This is a genomic window from Oceanobacillus sp. CFH 90083 (assembly GCF_009389585.1).
GTDB lineage: Bacteria > Bacillota > Bacilli > Bacillales > Amphibacillaceae > Oceanobacillus.
Genome location: NZ_VIYG01000006.1, coordinates 178,075 through 194,268 on the forward strand (window position 1 = coordinate 178,075; position 16,194 = coordinate 194,268).

The following is a 16,194-nucleotide window of genomic DNA, read 5'->3' on the forward strand; positions in this document are numbered from 1 at the left end:
GCTTTGAAAAAATGGATCATGTTAATTGTTGTCGTGGCATTGTTTTTAAGCGGATGTGTACAGCGATCAGCAAATGAGGAAGAAGTTGTCCAAGAGGATACTGGTGAGGAAGAGACCTCCATTGTGCCGAGTCACAGACTTTCCGGGGAAAATTATCGTATGATTTTACCATATAAGCCGAGTGAAGCAAGAGGAGTTATTACAAGACAAATAGCGAATCGTGTAGATATTGACGAAATGGAAGAGGGACTGCGCCGTCTGTCAAGAGATGTATATGATCCTGAAGATTATTATTTCCAGGAAGGACAGTATTTTGACAGTAGCCGTGTCAATAATTGGATTGATGACTTGAATCCGGAAGTGAACCTTGGCGCAGATGAAGAAACATTCCGGGAGAATCCACGCTATTTAACACATGTATTAGAGCAAAATTATTTGAGACAGACAGAAGAGGGGGGAAATGTTCGGTTAGAAGGAATTTCCATAGGTCTTGCCATGAAATCTGTCTATCAATTCCAGACGGATGTCGGAGAGCCTTATCAATATGAGAATATCTCTGAGAGTGATATGATGGATAAAGCAACTGAGATTGCACAGGATATCGTCAATGATATTCGTGAGAATGACGAGGAATTAAATGATATCCCAATTATGATTGCCATCTATCGGGAAGAAGAGCAGTCTTCTCCTGTACCGGGAAATTTTGTTGCTAAAACAAATGTCGCAGGAGGAAGCAGTTCGGTGGATGGCTGGGAAGAGGTAGACGAAGAAAATATTCTGTTCCCATCTGATGAAGGACAGGAAAAGTATTATGATGATCAAGAGCGGGTAACCAATTTTGGAAATGAAATACGCGATTTCTTCCCTAACTATGTCGGCATGGTAGGAGAAGGCTTCTATATGGAAGGTGAACTGCAGAAATTACGTATTGATGTTCCGATAGAATTTTACGGCAAGGGAGAAGTTATCGGATTCACTCAATATGTACACGGTCTGATTGAGGATATGTTCCCGAACTATTACGATATCGAAATTAATATTACCTCCAGCCAAAAGAATGAAAGCTTACTTTACCGTTATGCCGGTGAAGACGAGATTCATGTTCATATTTATGATTAAAACATTAGAAAATTTACTGTTACTAGCAGTTTTATCAGCTAGTGACAGTGAATTTTCTTTTTTTGAGAAAATTTTTCAGAAGAACGAGCGTTAATTAACGTTTTTACTGTTTATTTTCCCAAATTGAAGATACATAGATTATGATACAATAAGTGTATAGAACTTATAACACAAAGGAAAAAAAGCAGTTTTTATCTGGAGATATTTTTCAAGAACTATTGAACTATTTTCCTTATTTACGAAAAAAAGGTAGACATGGTAAGCTATCAGCCAAAAATTTGAAAGGAAAGCTTAGCGGAAGGTTATTCTGTAATAAAAGTTTAATAATGGTGAGGTGAAAGAAAACATGATAGCGATTGGGACATATATTAAAATTCAACGTACGAAGCAAAAAATGACTTTGGGGGAGCTGTCGGAGGGGATTGTCTCTCTATCCTATTTATCAAAGATCGAGAATCAAAAAACAGAGCCTAATGAAGATATTATTAAAAAGCTGTGCCACAGACTTCGTATTACCATAGATCAAAGCCAGGATGAGAAAATTGGTGAGCTGTGCAAAAATTGGTATGAGATACTTGACGAGAGCAGCGATAAGGAAGATATGGAGCAGGCATACAGAGAAATTCAGACGTTAATGGATAAAAATTATTCCAATCATCTTATTATGTTTGAAATCCATAAGATTAAATATTTTTTGCTGATTGATAGGAAAGATTTAGCTGCCAATAAAATTAGCCAGTTAAAAGAGGCTGTGAGTACATTCAGTGTGGACGAGCAATATTACTGGTATTTATTTAATGGACGCTACAGCTTTTTGGAGAAGAACTATTATCACTCCATGTATCAGTATAAAAGAGCAGAAAAGGTTACAGAAAGCTATCGCTTAAGTGAAAAAACAGAAGCAGATTTAAAGTACTATATTGCTATGACGCATTCTAAATTAAGGAATTCTCTGGAAGCCATTGAATATGCAAGTGAAGCGCTGAAAATGTATATGGAGCAATATAGCTTCCTGCACTGTGCACGTGTTCACAATATTTTAGGGATTTGTTATTGTCATATTAAGCTTTATGATAAGGCAATTAAAAATTTTACACTAGGGCTGCAGCTGGCAGAAACGGTAAGCGATAAAACTGTTATTCAAACCATTCATCAGGACTTTGGTTATCTGTATGCTTCGAAGGGTGATTCGGCACAAGCGATTAAATACTATAAAATGGTTTTGAACAATCCAGACGTACCTGCCGCTATCAAGGTGGAGGTAACTTCTTCTCTGGTACGTGAATATTACCTTTCGAATTATTATGATGAGGCGGAAGAGTATATTAATTATGGATTGAAGACATTCTTTGACTTAAAGGATAAAGAGCCGTATCTCGTGTATAAATACATCCTGCGCAGCTACATTTATTTGCTGGATGAGCAATTTGATCATTTTGAACCACTGTTAATTAATGATCTTTTGCCACTGTTAAAGCAGGAAAAGTACTACGGGCAGTTTATTTTTTATTCTGAGCTTCTGGCTAAGCACTATGAAAGCAATGCCAATTACAAAGATGCTGCAAAATATTATAAACAAGCAAGTCAAATGTATAAGCATGTAGCACATATTTAAAGAAAAAACTTGGCAAGCTATGCCTGAAAGGTGCAGGGTTGATCGCCTTCGTTATACTTATATCTGGTACTTAAAAATCAAAATCTTGACTATTTCGAATCACTTCTTTGGGACTGGGATTACTCGCCCCACCGAAGAGCTTTTGTGATTATTCGCCTCAACAAAATCATCGTTAAAATGTAATATTTTCTCGAAGTGCATTCAAATTCTAAAACCAAGTTATTCTATACTAATTCTAAATTATAGAATAACTTGGTTTTTTCTGTGCAAAACGGGCTGATAAACTTGCTTTGGATCAGTTGATTTTGCTATTATCAATAGTGTTAAATAAAATGATATAATATACAAGAGAAATTATGATATAATATTGATTTGTTGAACATTATAAGCAATTCTTAGATCTACGCTGGAATATAAGTGCTATTTCTATAGCATATTATAAAATATAAATACTCTTTACTGGAGGTTAAACGAATGGCAGAAATTTCAAAAGAGCAAGTGAAGCATGTAGCTAATCTGGCACGCTTAGAATTTGATGATGAAGCAGTCGAGCAGATGGCAAATGAGCTAAGTTCTATCATTGGATATGCTGAGCAGCTGAATGAATTAGATACAGAAAATGTAAAGCCGACAACACACGTATTGGATTTGAAAAATGTAATGCGTAAAGATGAGCCAAAAAAATGGATTACGCAAGAGGAAGCATTAAAGAATGCTCCAGACCAAAAAGATGGACAAATTCGTGTGCCATCTATTCTGGAATAAAAGGAGGTAGCACTATTCATGTCTTTATTTGACTCTACTATCAAAGAATTAGAAGCAAAATTACATAATCAGGAGATTACTGTAGAAGATTTAGTAAAAGAATCCTACGGGCAAATAAAAAAGGTGGACGGGGATGTACATGCATTCTTAACACTTGATGAAGAAAAAGCATTGGAAAAAGCCCGAGAATTGGACAAGCGCGAGGATAAATCTGGTGTCTTATTCGGTATTCCAGCTGGGATTAAGGATAATATCGTAACAAAAGGGCTTCGTACGACTTGTGCAAGTCAGTTTTTGGATAATTTTAATGATCCATTATACGATGCAACGGTTGTTGAAAAATTAAACGCTGAAAATCCGGTTGCTGTCGGTAAATTGAATATGGATGAATTTGCAATGGGGTCTTCCAATGAAAATTCCGGATATGAGCCGACTCGTAATCCATGGAATACAGACCATGTTCCCGGCGGTTCCAGCGGCGGTTCCGCAGCAGCAGTAGCGGCAGGAGAAGTATTATTCTCCCTTGGGACTGATACAGGCGGGTCCATTCGTCAGCCGGCAGCATTTTGCGGTGTTGTGGGAATGAAGCCGACATATGGCCGTGTATCCCGCTTTGGTCTGGTTGCATTTGCATCTTCTCTGGATCAAATTGGACCTTTAACCCGCACCGTGGAAGATAATGCACGTGTACTGGAAGTGATTGCAGGGCATGATAAAATGGATTCTACTAGTGCGGATGTAGAAGTTCCGGCTTATACAGAAGCATTAACCGGTGATGTAAAAGGTTTGAAAATTGCAGTTCCAAAAGAATACCTGGCAGAAGGTGTTTCTGAAGAAGTGAAAAATGCTGTTTTGGAAGCATTAAAGGTTTATGAAAAACTTGGTGCAACCTGGGAAGAGGTATCTTTACCACATTCTAAATATGCACTGTCAACCTATTACTTATTATCATCCTCTGAAGCATCTGCGAATTTAGCCCGTTTTGACGGCGTCCGCTACGGTGTTCGTTCAGAGAATGCAGAGAATATGCTCGATATGTTTGTAAAGTCCCGCAGCGAAGGCTTTGGTGATGAAGTAAAACGCCGTATTATGCTTGGAACGTTTGCACTCAGCTCAGGCTACTATGATGCATACTATAAAAAAGCACAAAAAGTACGTACATTAATTAAAAATGACTTTGATAAAATATTAGCCGACTATGATGTGATTGTAGGACCGACAACACCGACACCAGCATTTAAAGTAGGCGAAAACACAAGTGATCCATTAACCATGTATCTCAATGATATTTTAACGATTCCTGTCAATCTGGCAGGTGTGCCCGGCATTTCCATTCCGTGCGGTTTCTCTCAGGAAGGATTACCGATCGGTTTACAAATTATCGGAAATTACTTTGACGAAAGTACGGTTTACCGTGCAGCACATGCATTTGAACAAGCAACCGAACATCATAAAAAACGACCTCAACTGGGAGGTGCCAAGTAATGAATTTCGAAACAATTATTGGACTTGAGGTACACGTAGAATTAAAAACAGCATCAAAAATCTTCAGCCCGAGCACAAACGAATTTGGCTCCGCACCGAACACGAATGTGAATCCAATCGATTTGGGCTATCCGGGTACATTGCCTGTTTTAAACGAAGAGGCAGTAAACTTTGCAATGAAGGCAGCCATGGCGCTTAATTGTGAGGTTGCTACTGATACGAAATTTGACCGTAAAAACTATTTCTACCCAGATAATCCGAAAGCTTATCAAATCTCGCAATTTGATCAGCCGATTGGTGAGCATGGCTGGATTGAAATTGAAGTGAATGGCAAGAAGAAAAAAATCGGTATTACCCGTCTGCACCTGGAAGAGGATGCGGGAAAACTGACACATGGAGAAGATGGCTATTCTTATGTCGATTACAATCGCCAGGGAACACCATTAATTGAAATTGTGTCTGAGCCGGATATGCGCTCTCCGGAGGAAGCTTATGCATACTTAGAGAAGCTGAAAAATATTATTCAATATACTGGCGTTTCTGATGTGAAAATGCAAGAGGGCTCCCTGCGCTGTGATGCTAATATTTCTCTCCGTCCCATCGGACAAGAGGAATTTGGTACAAAAGCAGAATTGAAAAACTTAAACTCCTTCTCCTTTGTACAAAAAGGATTAGAATTTGAAGAAAAACGTCAGGAAAAAGTATTATTATCAGGTGGAGAGATTTTACAGGAAACACGCCGCTATGATGAAAAAACAAAAGAAACCATTCTTATGCGCGTCAAAGAAGGTTCGGATGACTATCGTTATTTCCCGGAACCGGATCTTGTCCCGCTGTACATTGACGAGGCATGGAAGGAACGGATTCGCAGTGAAATCCCTGAGCTTCCTGATGCAAGAAGAGCACGCTATGTGAGTGAATTAGGATTATCTGAATACGATGCTAATGTCTTAACTGCATCGAAGCAGATGTCTGATTTCTTTGAAGAAGCAGCAGGTCTCGGTGCAGATATCAAACAAGTATCCAACTGGTTAATGGGAGAAGTTTCTGCATACATGAACAAGCATTATAAAGAAATTGAAGAGCTTGCCATTACACCAGCTGCCTTGGCAAAAATGATTAAACTGATTGAAGATGGTACAATCTCTTCTAAAATTGCGAAGAAGGTATTTGCCGAGCTGGTTGAAAATGGTGGCGATCCGGAAAAAATCGTCGAAGAAAAAGGTCTGGTTCAAATCTCTGATCCGGAGCAATTGAAACAGGTTGTAAATGACATTCTTGATCAAAATGAACAATCCATTATTGATTTCAAGGATGGAAAGAAAAAAGCAAAGGGCTTCCTTGTCGGACAAATTATGAAAGCAACGAAAGGGCAGGCGAATCCACCGCTTGTTAATGAGATTCTTGCAGCTGAACTGGAGAAAAGATAAGCTCCTGCAATAAATAGTAAGTAATTGAATAGAAAGAATGGAAAATAGGCTGTCGCGGGAATTTTATGTGGCAGCCTATCCAGTAGATAAGCTTTATTTTATTTTTTCTGCGTTCAGAAAAAAGTCATATTTTATCGAAACCGGTTATTTTTCTGTTCATTTTGCTTTTCAAACATATAAAAAAGGTCTATGATATTGGCTAGATGAATTATATATCATGTGCGCTTTGTACAATGAAAATAAGGAAGAGAAAAATTTCAATAATCGTATAATACGTGTCTGAAATGGAATCGTTTGTGATCTGGACCGTATGGGGAGGAAAGAACATGAAAAAGGCCCGAATCATTTATAACCCAACTTCGGGACGTGAAGCAGTCAAAAGGGAATTACCAAATATCTTAGAAAAGCTGGAAACAGCCGGTTATGAAACATCAGCACATGCAACAACCTGCGAGGGGGATGCGACTGTTGCTGCAAGAACGGCTGTGGAACGGGGCTATGATTTAATTATTGCTGCTGGCGGGGATGGTACGATTAATGAGGTTATTCACGGAATGGCAGAACAGGAGCATCGTCCCAAGCTGGCCATATTGCCTGCAGGAACTACAAATGATTTTGCCAGAGCACTCCATATTCCAAGGGATATTAATGCAGCGGTAGATATTATTTTAGAAGATAATTCCATGAAATTAGATATAGGAAAAGTCAATGAGCATTATTTTATTAATATCGCCGGCGGTGGAAAACTGACAGAATTAACATATGATGTTCCGAGCAAATTAAAAACAATGTTAGGTCAATTAGCATATTATATGAAAGGTATTGAAATGCTTCCTTCCTTAAAAGCAGCCAGGGTCAAAATAGAATATGATGATCAGGTGCTGGAAGAGGATATTATGCTTTTTCTAATCTCTAATACGAATTCTGTCGGCGGCTTTGAAAAGCTGGCACCGGATGCACGCTTAAATGACGGATACTTTGATGTTCTCATTTTGAAAAAAACAAATCTTGCAGAATTTATTCAAATTGCTACACTGGCACTGCGGGGAGAGCATTTGAAAAGTAAGAACATCATCTATACACAGGCAAAACGAATTAAGGTTACGAATGAAGATAAAATGCAGCTGAACATCGATGGGGAATATGGCGGGCTGCTTCCAGGAGAGTTTATTAATCTTCAGGAGCATATCGAATTTATGGTTCCAGATGATTTTATCGAGCATCAGGAAAATTTAAAATAATAATCAAAGTCTCTAAACGTGATGGTGTTTGGAGGCTTTTTTGTTTGCAGGTTGGATAACTTAAAAATAAAACCAAATAAAAATGAAAAAAGATTGAATGCAGCTGATTTATGACGATATATAATAATAGATCTTGTTTAAGAGAGGCGGAGAACGCATTGAAAATTCGAAAGTTATTAAAAATCAGCAGTGTTCTTATTTTGATTTCGATAATCGTAACTATAATCAGTTTGAGTTATTTGAATAATTCGATTAATGAAGAACGAAAAGTGAAAAATACGCAACTGGAGTTAGAACGTCAAGCATATCTGTTATATGATGCTTCGGAGTATTTAACAGAACAGACACAGCGCTTTGTGCAGTACGGAGAACAGGAATATTATGATAATTATTGGCAGGAAGTAACTGAAACACAACGGCGTGAAAATGCCATTGAACGTTTGCGGGAGCTGGGAATAAGTGAGGAGAACTTTCAAATCCTTCAGCAGGCACAAAATGAATCAAATGCTTTAGTAGAAGTGGAAGAAGAAGCGATGCGCTTAGCTCAAAATGAAGAGTTTGAAGAAGCGCGCGCATTAATATTTGGTGACAGCTACAATAGTGTGAAGAACGACATTAGCAATTTAACAGATGAGTTTATTGAAGCAATAGAAGCAACAGCATTAGCAGAGGTAGAAAATGCAACAGAAACAGCTATAGTCTGGATGTTCGTTGTATATGGAGCACTTATCCTGTTAACCATTGTTATTGTGATCACCTTTTTGGCGTTGGCTAAGAAAGTAAAAGGGCTGACTCTCATCACAAATAAATTAAAGGAATTGGCAACAAGTGATGGAGATTTAACATCACGCGTCGATATACAGAGTAAAGATGAAGTGGGAGACATTGCAGCGAGTTTTAATACATTTGTGAAAAAAGTACATGATATTGTGGTGCATCTGGCTGAAGTAGCGGAAACGGTTGCCGCCTCGGCAGAGCAATTAACAGCCACAACAGATGAATCTGCACGTGCTGCTTCTGATGTGGCAAGGGTGATGGGAGAAATCTCAGAAGGCGCTGAATCACAGGCACTTGATACAACAAATGGAGCCGAGGCGATTCAAAACTTAGGAGAACAAATTGAATTTGACCGCCAAGTTTTAGAGCAGTTTAATGAGCAATCGGCAAAAATGAACAAAATGGTTGAAACAGGACTTCAGGCAATTGAGCAATTGAACAAATCTGCAAAAGAGAATGAAATCATCGCTACCAATGTAGGCGAAACGATTATGGAAACAAATCAATCGGTGGAAGCTATTGCGAAGGCAAGTGATATGATTCTCAATATTGCTGAACAGACTAACTTGCTTGCTTTAAATGCAGCAATTGAAGCAGCACGCGCCGGAGAATCAGGAAAAGGGTTTGGCGTAGTAGCTGATGAGATTAGAAAATTAGCGGAGGAGTCCCGCAGTTTTACCGATGAGATTATGAGAACGATTGATAAGCTTACGGATAAAACAGGAAGTGCTGTTCATTTAATCGGACAGGCAAAAGAAATTGTCGATGTACAATCAAATAGTGTGCAGGAAACAACGTCACAGTTTAATACCATTCGACATGCGATTGAGGCAATGGAGGATCACGTAGGAGCATTAAATGGAAGCTCAGAAAAAATGAACAGTCAAAAAGACAATGTTATTCAAATTATTGATAATCTGTCTGCAATTTCACAGGAAAATGCTGCGAGCACAGAAGAGGTTGCCTCAACCGTTCAAGAGCTGAATGCATCTGTAGAGGAAATTGCCAGTGCCAGTGAGGAGCTGTCGCGACAAGCAGAAGAAATTCAGGATAACGTCAATCAATTTCAATATGAAAAATAGCATAAGGAGGAGCAGTTGTTGATTTCTAAATTCCTGTGATAAAATAAGGTAAACAAAATCGATTACGGAAACAGAGGAAGATGAAAATGACGAAATCAACTGGTACACGCACACCTGTCCAAAAAAATGAGCAAATAACTATCACGATTGAAGATATCACCCATGAGGGAAGCGGTGTAGGAAAAGTAGACGGTTATCCCTTATTTATTCCGAAGACCCTGCCAGGAGAAGAAGCAGTGATTAAAGTAGTTAAAGTAAATAAAAACTATGGCTTCGGAAAGCTGTTGGAATTAAAGAAAACAAGTCCTGAACGTGTAGATCCGACCTGCCATGTGTATTGTGGCGGATGTCAGCTTCAGCATATGAGCTACTCCCTTCAATTACAGATGAAACAGAATCAAGTGCATAATGTGATGAAAAAAATAGCGCATCTGGAGCATGTTCCTGTCCATCCAATTATCGGTATGGAGGACCCGGCTCATTATCGAAATAAGATACAAATCCCTGTCGATGAAAAAAATGGCGAATTAATTACAGGCTATTATCAAAAAAGAAGTCATCGGATTTTAGAAAATCAAGACACATGCTATGTACACAATCAGGCAATGAATGAAGTGCTGCCGTTTGCCCGGCACTTAATGAATAAATATGGCATCAAAGCCTATGATGAAAAAACGCATCGCGGAGAGCTGCGCCATATTATGATCCGCACAGGTCATTATACAGGTGAAATGATGGTTGTTTTCGTTACCCGGACTGCCAAATTGCCTGCTAAGGAACGAATTGTGGAGGAGCTGACAGAGAAGTTTCCATTTATTAGTTCCATTGTACAGAATATCAATGACCAGCGCACCAATGTCATTTTAGGGAAAAAGACAAAAGTGCTATGGGGAGCAGCCTATATTCACGATACAATAGGCGACCTGACCTTTGCAATTTCACCAAAGTCCTTTTACCAGGTAAATCCCGTTCAGACGAAAGTGCTTTATGATAAAGCTTTGGAATATGCAAACATTGATGAAAATGATGTCGTGATTGATGCATACTGTGGAATAGGGACAATTTCTCTTTTCCTGGCTCAAAAAGCAAAAAAAGTCTATGGGATTGAAGTGGTTCCGGAAGCAATTGCAGATGCAAAGAAAAATGCGGAGCGTAATGGAATAGATAATGTTGAGTTTACAGTTGGACAGGCTGAAACAGTCATGCCGACATGGAAAAAAGAGGGCTTGAACCCGGATGTGATTGTCGTAGATCCGCCTAGAAAAGGCTGTGATCCAGAATTTTTGGATGCGATGATTGGAATGGAACCGGAGCGGATTGTTTATGTTTCCTGTAATCCTTCGACACTGGCACGGGATTTGCGGATTTTGGAGGATGGCGGGTATGAGGCGAAAGAGATTCAGCCGGTTGATCTTTTTCCGAATACTGGGCACGTGGAGGTTATAACGTTGCTATGTCGTCAGAATACGTAGAAATCCTTAGTTTCAAGGCGTTTTACAAGCATTCCTACTTTGAGACAAATGGTGAAAATGGCAGAAAAAAAGTGATAAAAAACCACATTAATGTTTCAGTAGGAATTGACCTGGTGTGAGGAGACATGTGAAACTAAATATTCTATCATGAATTGATTTTATCTATTTAGACGTTCAAATAAAATGAACGTCTATTTTTTTATGTCAAAATTGGAAATTACTTTGGGATTTAATGGATTTTTAGTGCAAAAATGAATCTCAAATAAATTAGATAAAGGTCGTGAACTTATATGACACTTCTTACATTAGGAAGTTTATTTGATGGAATTGGAGTATTTCCTTTAGCTGCTACATGTTATGGAGTAAATCCGTTATGGGCAAGTGAAGTAGAGAAAGCTCCTATTACAATTACGAAACGTCATTTTCCTAACATGTTTCATCTTGGAGATATTACAAAAATTGATGGCGGGAAAATACCGCCAGTTCACGTTATTACATTTGGTTCACCATGTCAGAACCTATCAAATATAGGAAAGAGAGAAGGCCTTGAAGGGAGTCAATCCAGTTTGTTTTATCAAGCATTGCGAATTATAGAAGAAATGAGGGAAGCAACCAATGGAGCATATCCAGTTATCGCTGTTTGGGAAAACGTCATGGGAGCATTTTCATCAAATGACAGGATGGATTTTAAAGCCGTCTTGGAGTCCTTCACAAATACCGAAGTTCCAATGCCTGCTTCTGGAACATGGGCAAACGCAGGAATGGTCCGAGGGAGTAAGATTGATATGTGCTGGCGGCTCTTGGACGCCCAATATTGGGGAATACCCACTCTCGCTCAAAGAAGAAGACGTATCTTCCTCGTGGCAGATTTTAGAGGAAAGCGTGCCAAAGAAATACTATTTAAAGCCCGTGATTTGCAATCGTTTCCTGCGTCTGGCGGAGAAAACAGGCTGTCCACCGCCGGAACCGGTCGAATACCTTTTAAAGAAACAAGGGGGAGAATACCCGTCATCTGTCCCTTTCAAGAAAGACGCATGCGAAGTGCGGCAAAAGCCAAAAATCAGAAAGGGTTCATCGGAAGTTTCGGACGATCAAGTGACCCTTTTCCAACTTTGCTAGCAGCAGGCGTAAATTATTTCTCTTTTTGGTATGAAGGGAAAGAAAAAGAAGGATTTATCCGGCAGCTGACACCATTGGAATGCGAGCGTTTAATGGGGTTGCCTGAAGAATGGACCGCCTATGGTTATGAGGGAAAAGTCATTAGTGATAATGCCAGATACAAAGCACTTGGAAATTCGATTGCTTTACCATGTGCGCAATATATAATGGCTGGAATTGCAGAAAGTTTATAGGAAATCAATCTCTTTGTTTGTTGGATTAATCTCACCTGACAAGCTTTTTTTAATGGTGTAAAAGTAGGAAAGGAGAAAGATATATGATGTCTTTGGAGGAACAGGAAATATATGAAGAAAAGGTAATGGAGTGGATTGAGGACCATTTTGTGCTGAATGAGATTGAGATTGAAGAGTATCCGTTTTTTCTTCATGGAAAATTAGTGCGGGATAAAAAAGGAGAATCCATGATTGTTTTTTGGTGTGTAATATACGGACGTGTTGATTATCATTTTCAAAACGCATAAGGAGTGATTTACATTGACTATTTTTCGCTCTAGTTCACCTTCAGTAAATTTCTTGGTCTTAGCTGGAATTTTTCTGGACATAAAAAGCCTTCTTTCCGTTTTAATTTGAAAGCAATTGCTTTCAAATTAAATATACCGAAAAGAGGCTATGAAGTGGACTTGAGTTGTGAAACAGTGAACTTCAAAAGCGGAGTCAATCAGATGTACAGGTGGACTCGATAGGGATATTGGTGGACCTATTTATGTGAAATAATCAGCGTAAAAGCTAATGCAGATAAACAGTTGGGATAAGCGAAGAAGGCTGGATTTAAAGATGCGTTTGTGAAGTATGAGTAAATTGAAAAACCCCTGTAGCTAGTTTACTAACTAGGTAGGGGTTTAAAAATATTTATTAATAATAGAATTAGTATAACAAGAATAATAAAGATAATAGACATTAATAATATGTTAAGTAGTCTGTGTAAACCGGTTTTGTTTTTCAAATTCATTATGTAATGACTAACGTGGTTATTTAAATAGCCGTATCCATTACTTTGAGAAATTATATGGTGTAAGAAATAAGCGATAGTTAAAGTTAATCCTAATAATAAGGAAATACTCCATAAATTTTGAATTAAAAAATCCGGCATATACGCTGGTGGATTTGTTTTAAAATAATGAGTTAAAGTTGCTGCTGAAATACCAAAGATAAACAACAACGTATGTGAATATACCGGGTATTTAGAGAAAACTGTTACTGGGTGATAATAGATAGCAAGATCTTTATCCATTAACTTGGAAATACTATGTAACAAAATAAATAGTATTGAAATGAGCCCAAATAAACCAAAACAACTTATAATAATAATAATTGTTAAACTATAATTGTTTTCATTAGAGAAAATGGCTGTGAATCCTTGAATTGCTCCAAATGTAGCCATCATAATAGCTGCAAAAATCCCTAGGATAGAGATGAAATTGCTCATCATATTATTGTATTTTTCAGTTGCAGAATATACATTGTCAGTTAAATTATCAATATCATCTTTTAAACTTTGATATAGACTTCGTTTTTGAGAGATTGCAAGTTCAGCATGTTGTATGATTTTATAAATAACTAGAAGTGCATTTTGATAATCTTTGTCAATAATTAATTTAGTATTTTCGTGTTGGCTAATAGATGTGAAAATATCATCATTTTTCTGTAGTTTATTTTCTGTTTTTTCAATTGAAAATTTAGTGATGATATGTTTTTCAAATCTGCTCTTAAAAACTTCACTAAAAGATGTTTCATTAATACCGTTATCATAATAATTTGCAAAAATAACGTTCGTTAATTCAGAATAAGGTATTAGTGTAGGGGTGATTTCTTTCGAAGCTTCGAACAGTTTATCTATTAATTTATTAACCTCTTTTTCTTCAAATTCATAGTATTGGTATTGCTCAAAAATTTCTTTGAAAATGAAGGAGATCTCACCACCTTTATTATCAGATATTTTGTTAAATTCCTTAAAGTCATTTAAAGAATTGAACTCCATCATTGGGTGAACTCCTTTCTTAAAACCTTATATGGATATATAGGTTTTTGATTTTTAGAAATTTGTTGCTTATGTTCTCTCCAAAAATAATGATTGTGACTAATTTTTACTAAATCAAAAACATCATGATTTACTAGATTTAATATCATTTCGTTAACTTTAGGGAGTTTATCAACTTCATCAAACTTTTTACCTTTACTAAGTATAGGCATGTTATTATACTTTTTAAATTTTTCATACACACTTGGTATTACAGGACCATATGTCCATGCTTGAAATTTTTCATTGTTATATAATTTTTTTGCAATAGACTCATGACCTTCTCTGATTAAGTATCCAAAAATAAAATAAGATATTTTATGAATTTGTAAGTGGGTAATTTTTTTGTGATTATTTTTTGCAACATATAAAATATGATCAACTAGTTGCATCATTTACGATCACCTGCCTTTATCGCTTTAGAGAATAGTCTCTAAATCAATTATATGATTAATTATCCTTTTTAGCTATATTGAAAGCCTATATATTCCGTTGTTTTTAAGGAGTGATATGATGGACCCCATTGTCAAGACACAAATTAAATATTTTTAAGGTGGGGGCAGAACCAACATAAAAGGTATCTGCTCAAGGAGCTAGAGGTGCTCACTGGGGCGTTCGTGGTTATAAAATTCAAGATAGTGATCAATGCCTTTTCTAGCTTCTCTTGGATTGGCGTACGCTTTTAAATACACAAGCTCATGTCGAATCAGGCATGGGCTTGTTGTTATATTTAATTGACCGAAAATTTTAATAGTTATAGAATATAGTAAATGATATTAGGTGGGGTGGTATTTTTGTTGTCAATTTCTAGGGAAGATTTATATGATGAAGTCTGGTCAATTGGATTGACAAAAGCAGCTAAGAAACTTGATATACCTTATGATAAGTTGAAAAAAGCATGTGTTAATCATGATATTCCATTACCAACTCAATCATATTGGAGTAAATTATATATGGGAAATGAAAAGCCATCCCAGCCTGAATTGCCGAATGCAGAAGATTATCTAGTGATTACAATTGAGAAAGTGAAAAAACAACAAGTTAAATTAGCACCAAAGAAGATTGTTAAATCTGTTAAACCAGAAAAACTAGAAGGGAAAGAAGAAACACCCTCTTTAAAAACAAATCATGATAAATTATCAGAACAAGAAAAGGATTATTTTGCTTACTTTAAACAATATGAAGATAAGTTAATAGGAGTATATAATAATTTAAAAATAAATAAAACTCTATCTTCAAAACCACACAAGGCAATAGTTGGATACCGTAAAAAACCTCAATATTATCGAGAGGATAAATTGAGAATAAAATCAGCATCTGGAGAAATATTTCCAGAAGTATTACCTTTTGTTGATAGTTTATTTAAAGCCTTCGAAAAAGCAGGTGCCAAGATTGTTCCAAAATATGATGAAACTGAAGTTATACTGAAAAATAAATATATCATTACACTAAATTTTAAATTGCCATGTAGGAGAATTAATTTATCGCCAGAGGATGAAAAATATTCTACATATCATACTTTTGAATATGAAACTAAAGGAACAATAAATGTGGAAGTTGGTTATAAGTTATATTGGCATAGCTGGGGTAGAAGTGAAAAGTCTATCAATCAAACAAAAAGAATGTCGACAGAAGATCTTCTAAGAAAAGTATTTGTCTATATTTTTTCATTACCAGAAATAATTGATGAACGAGAAAAGGCATATATAATAAAAGAAAAACAACGTCTAAAAGAGGAAGAAGAAAGGTTAATATTACAAGAAAAGCGAGACAATGAATATGAAAAAACACAAGAACTAATAAACAATTCCTTGAATTATTTTTATTCTAAATTAGTCCAGGAGTATGTTGCTGCTGAACTTGATGAAGAATCAGAGGAATATGAATGGGCAATGAGAAAAGCGAAATGGATTCGTAACTCAGGAAAATATCCAGATGAGTTGTTAACAGAAAACGAAAAAGAAAAACTATTTAATAAGAAAACCAACCGTACGAATCTTTAGTGAAATAACC

At 36.8% G+C, this 16,194-nt stretch carries 13 protein-coding genes; 11 read left to right on the forward strand and 2 right to left on the reverse strand.

The window, feature by feature from the left end:
- Positions 1-3: 3 nt before the first annotated feature.
- From FLK20_RS11390 to FLK20_RS11435, 10 genes are all read left to right on the forward strand, one after another.
- Positions 4-1,119 carry a CamS family sex pheromone protein gene (locus FLK20_RS11390; RefSeq protein WP_152656688.1) on the forward strand — a complete coding sequence of 372 codons (1,116 nt, stop codon included), beginning with the start codon at positions 4-6 and terminating at the stop codon, positions 1,117-1,119.
- A gap of 346 nt (positions 1,120-1,465) precedes the next feature.
- The gene (locus tag FLK20_RS11395) at positions 1,466-2,734 is read left to right on the forward strand and encodes a helix-turn-helix domain-containing protein (RefSeq protein ID WP_152656689.1); all 1,269 of its coding nucleotides are present in this window, start codon (positions 1,466-1,468) and stop codon (positions 2,732-2,734) included.
- A gap of 474 nt (positions 2,735-3,208) precedes the next feature.
- Positions 3,209-3,499 (forward strand): Asp-tRNA(Asn)/Glu-tRNA(Gln) amidotransferase subunit GatC, encoded by a 291-nt coding sequence (gene gatC, locus FLK20_RS11400; RefSeq protein ID WP_152656690.1) that lies wholly within the window; start codon positions 3,209-3,211, stop codon positions 3,497-3,499.
- Between the two features lie 18 nt (positions 3,500-3,517).
- Positions 3,518-4,984 carry an Asp-tRNA(Asn)/Glu-tRNA(Gln) amidotransferase subunit GatA gene (gene gatA / locus FLK20_RS11405; protein ID WP_152656691.1) on the forward strand — a complete coding sequence of 489 codons (1,467 nt, stop codon included), beginning with the start codon at positions 3,518-3,520 and terminating at the stop codon, positions 4,982-4,984.
- Complete coding sequence (gatB, locus tag FLK20_RS11410) at positions 4,984-6,414, forward strand: Asp-tRNA(Asn)/Glu-tRNA(Gln) amidotransferase subunit GatB (RefSeq protein ID WP_152656692.1); 1,431 nt, start codon at positions 4,984-4,986, stop codon at positions 6,412-6,414. The genes gatA and gatB overlap by 1 nt, the downstream gene beginning before the upstream one ends.
- 326 nt (positions 6,415-6,740) lie before the next feature.
- Positions 6,741-7,655 carry a diacylglycerol kinase gene (locus FLK20_RS11415; protein WP_152656693.1) on the forward strand — a complete coding sequence of 305 codons (915 nt, stop codon included), beginning with the start codon at positions 6,741-6,743 and terminating at the stop codon, positions 7,653-7,655.
- Positions 7,656-7,813: 158 nt separating this feature from the next.
- Positions 7,814-9,514, forward strand: a complete 1,701-nt coding sequence (locus FLK20_RS11420; RefSeq protein WP_194165608.1) for a methyl-accepting chemotaxis protein — start codon at positions 7,814-7,816, stop codon at positions 9,512-9,514.
- Positions 9,515-9,600: 86 nt separating this feature from the next.
- Entirely contained in the window at positions 9,601-10,986 is a 1,386-nt protein-coding gene (gene rlmD, locus FLK20_RS11425) for a 23S rRNA (uracil(1939)-C(5))-methyltransferase RlmD (protein ID WP_152656695.1), read from the forward strand.
- Between the two features lie 290 nt (positions 10,987-11,276).
- Positions 11,277-12,338 carry a DNA cytosine methyltransferase gene (locus tag FLK20_RS11430; RefSeq protein WP_152656696.1) on the forward strand — a complete coding sequence of 354 codons (1,062 nt, stop codon included), beginning with the start codon at positions 11,277-11,279 and terminating at the stop codon, positions 12,336-12,338.
- A gap of 83 nt (positions 12,339-12,421) precedes the next feature.
- A complete protein-coding gene (locus FLK20_RS11435) occupies positions 12,422-12,625 on the forward strand; it encodes a hypothetical protein (RefSeq protein WP_152656697.1) in 204 nt (67 codons plus the stop codon).
- Positions 12,626-12,987: 362 nt separating this feature from the next.
- Here the strand turns inward: FLK20_RS11435 and FLK20_RS11440 are convergent, their stop codons facing one another.
- On the reverse strand, positions 12,988-14,145 hold the full coding sequence (locus FLK20_RS11440; protein ID WP_152656698.1) for a hypothetical protein: 1,158 nt from the start codon (positions 14,143-14,145) through the stop codon (positions 12,988-12,990).
- Entirely contained in the window at positions 14,142-14,576 is a 435-nt protein-coding gene (locus FLK20_RS11445; RefSeq protein WP_152656699.1) for a Panacea domain-containing protein, read from the reverse strand. Before FLK20_RS11445 ends, FLK20_RS11440 begins: the two co-directional genes overlap by 4 nt.
- Before the next feature lie 402 nt (positions 14,577-14,978).
- On the opposite strand from FLK20_RS11445, the gene FLK20_RS11450 reads away from it, so the two are divergent.
- The gene (locus FLK20_RS11450; protein WP_227994999.1) at positions 14,979-16,184 is read left to right on the forward strand and encodes a hypothetical protein; all 1,206 of its coding nucleotides are present in this window, start codon (positions 14,979-14,981) and stop codon (positions 16,182-16,184) included.
- Positions 16,185-16,194 lie beyond the last annotated feature (10 nt).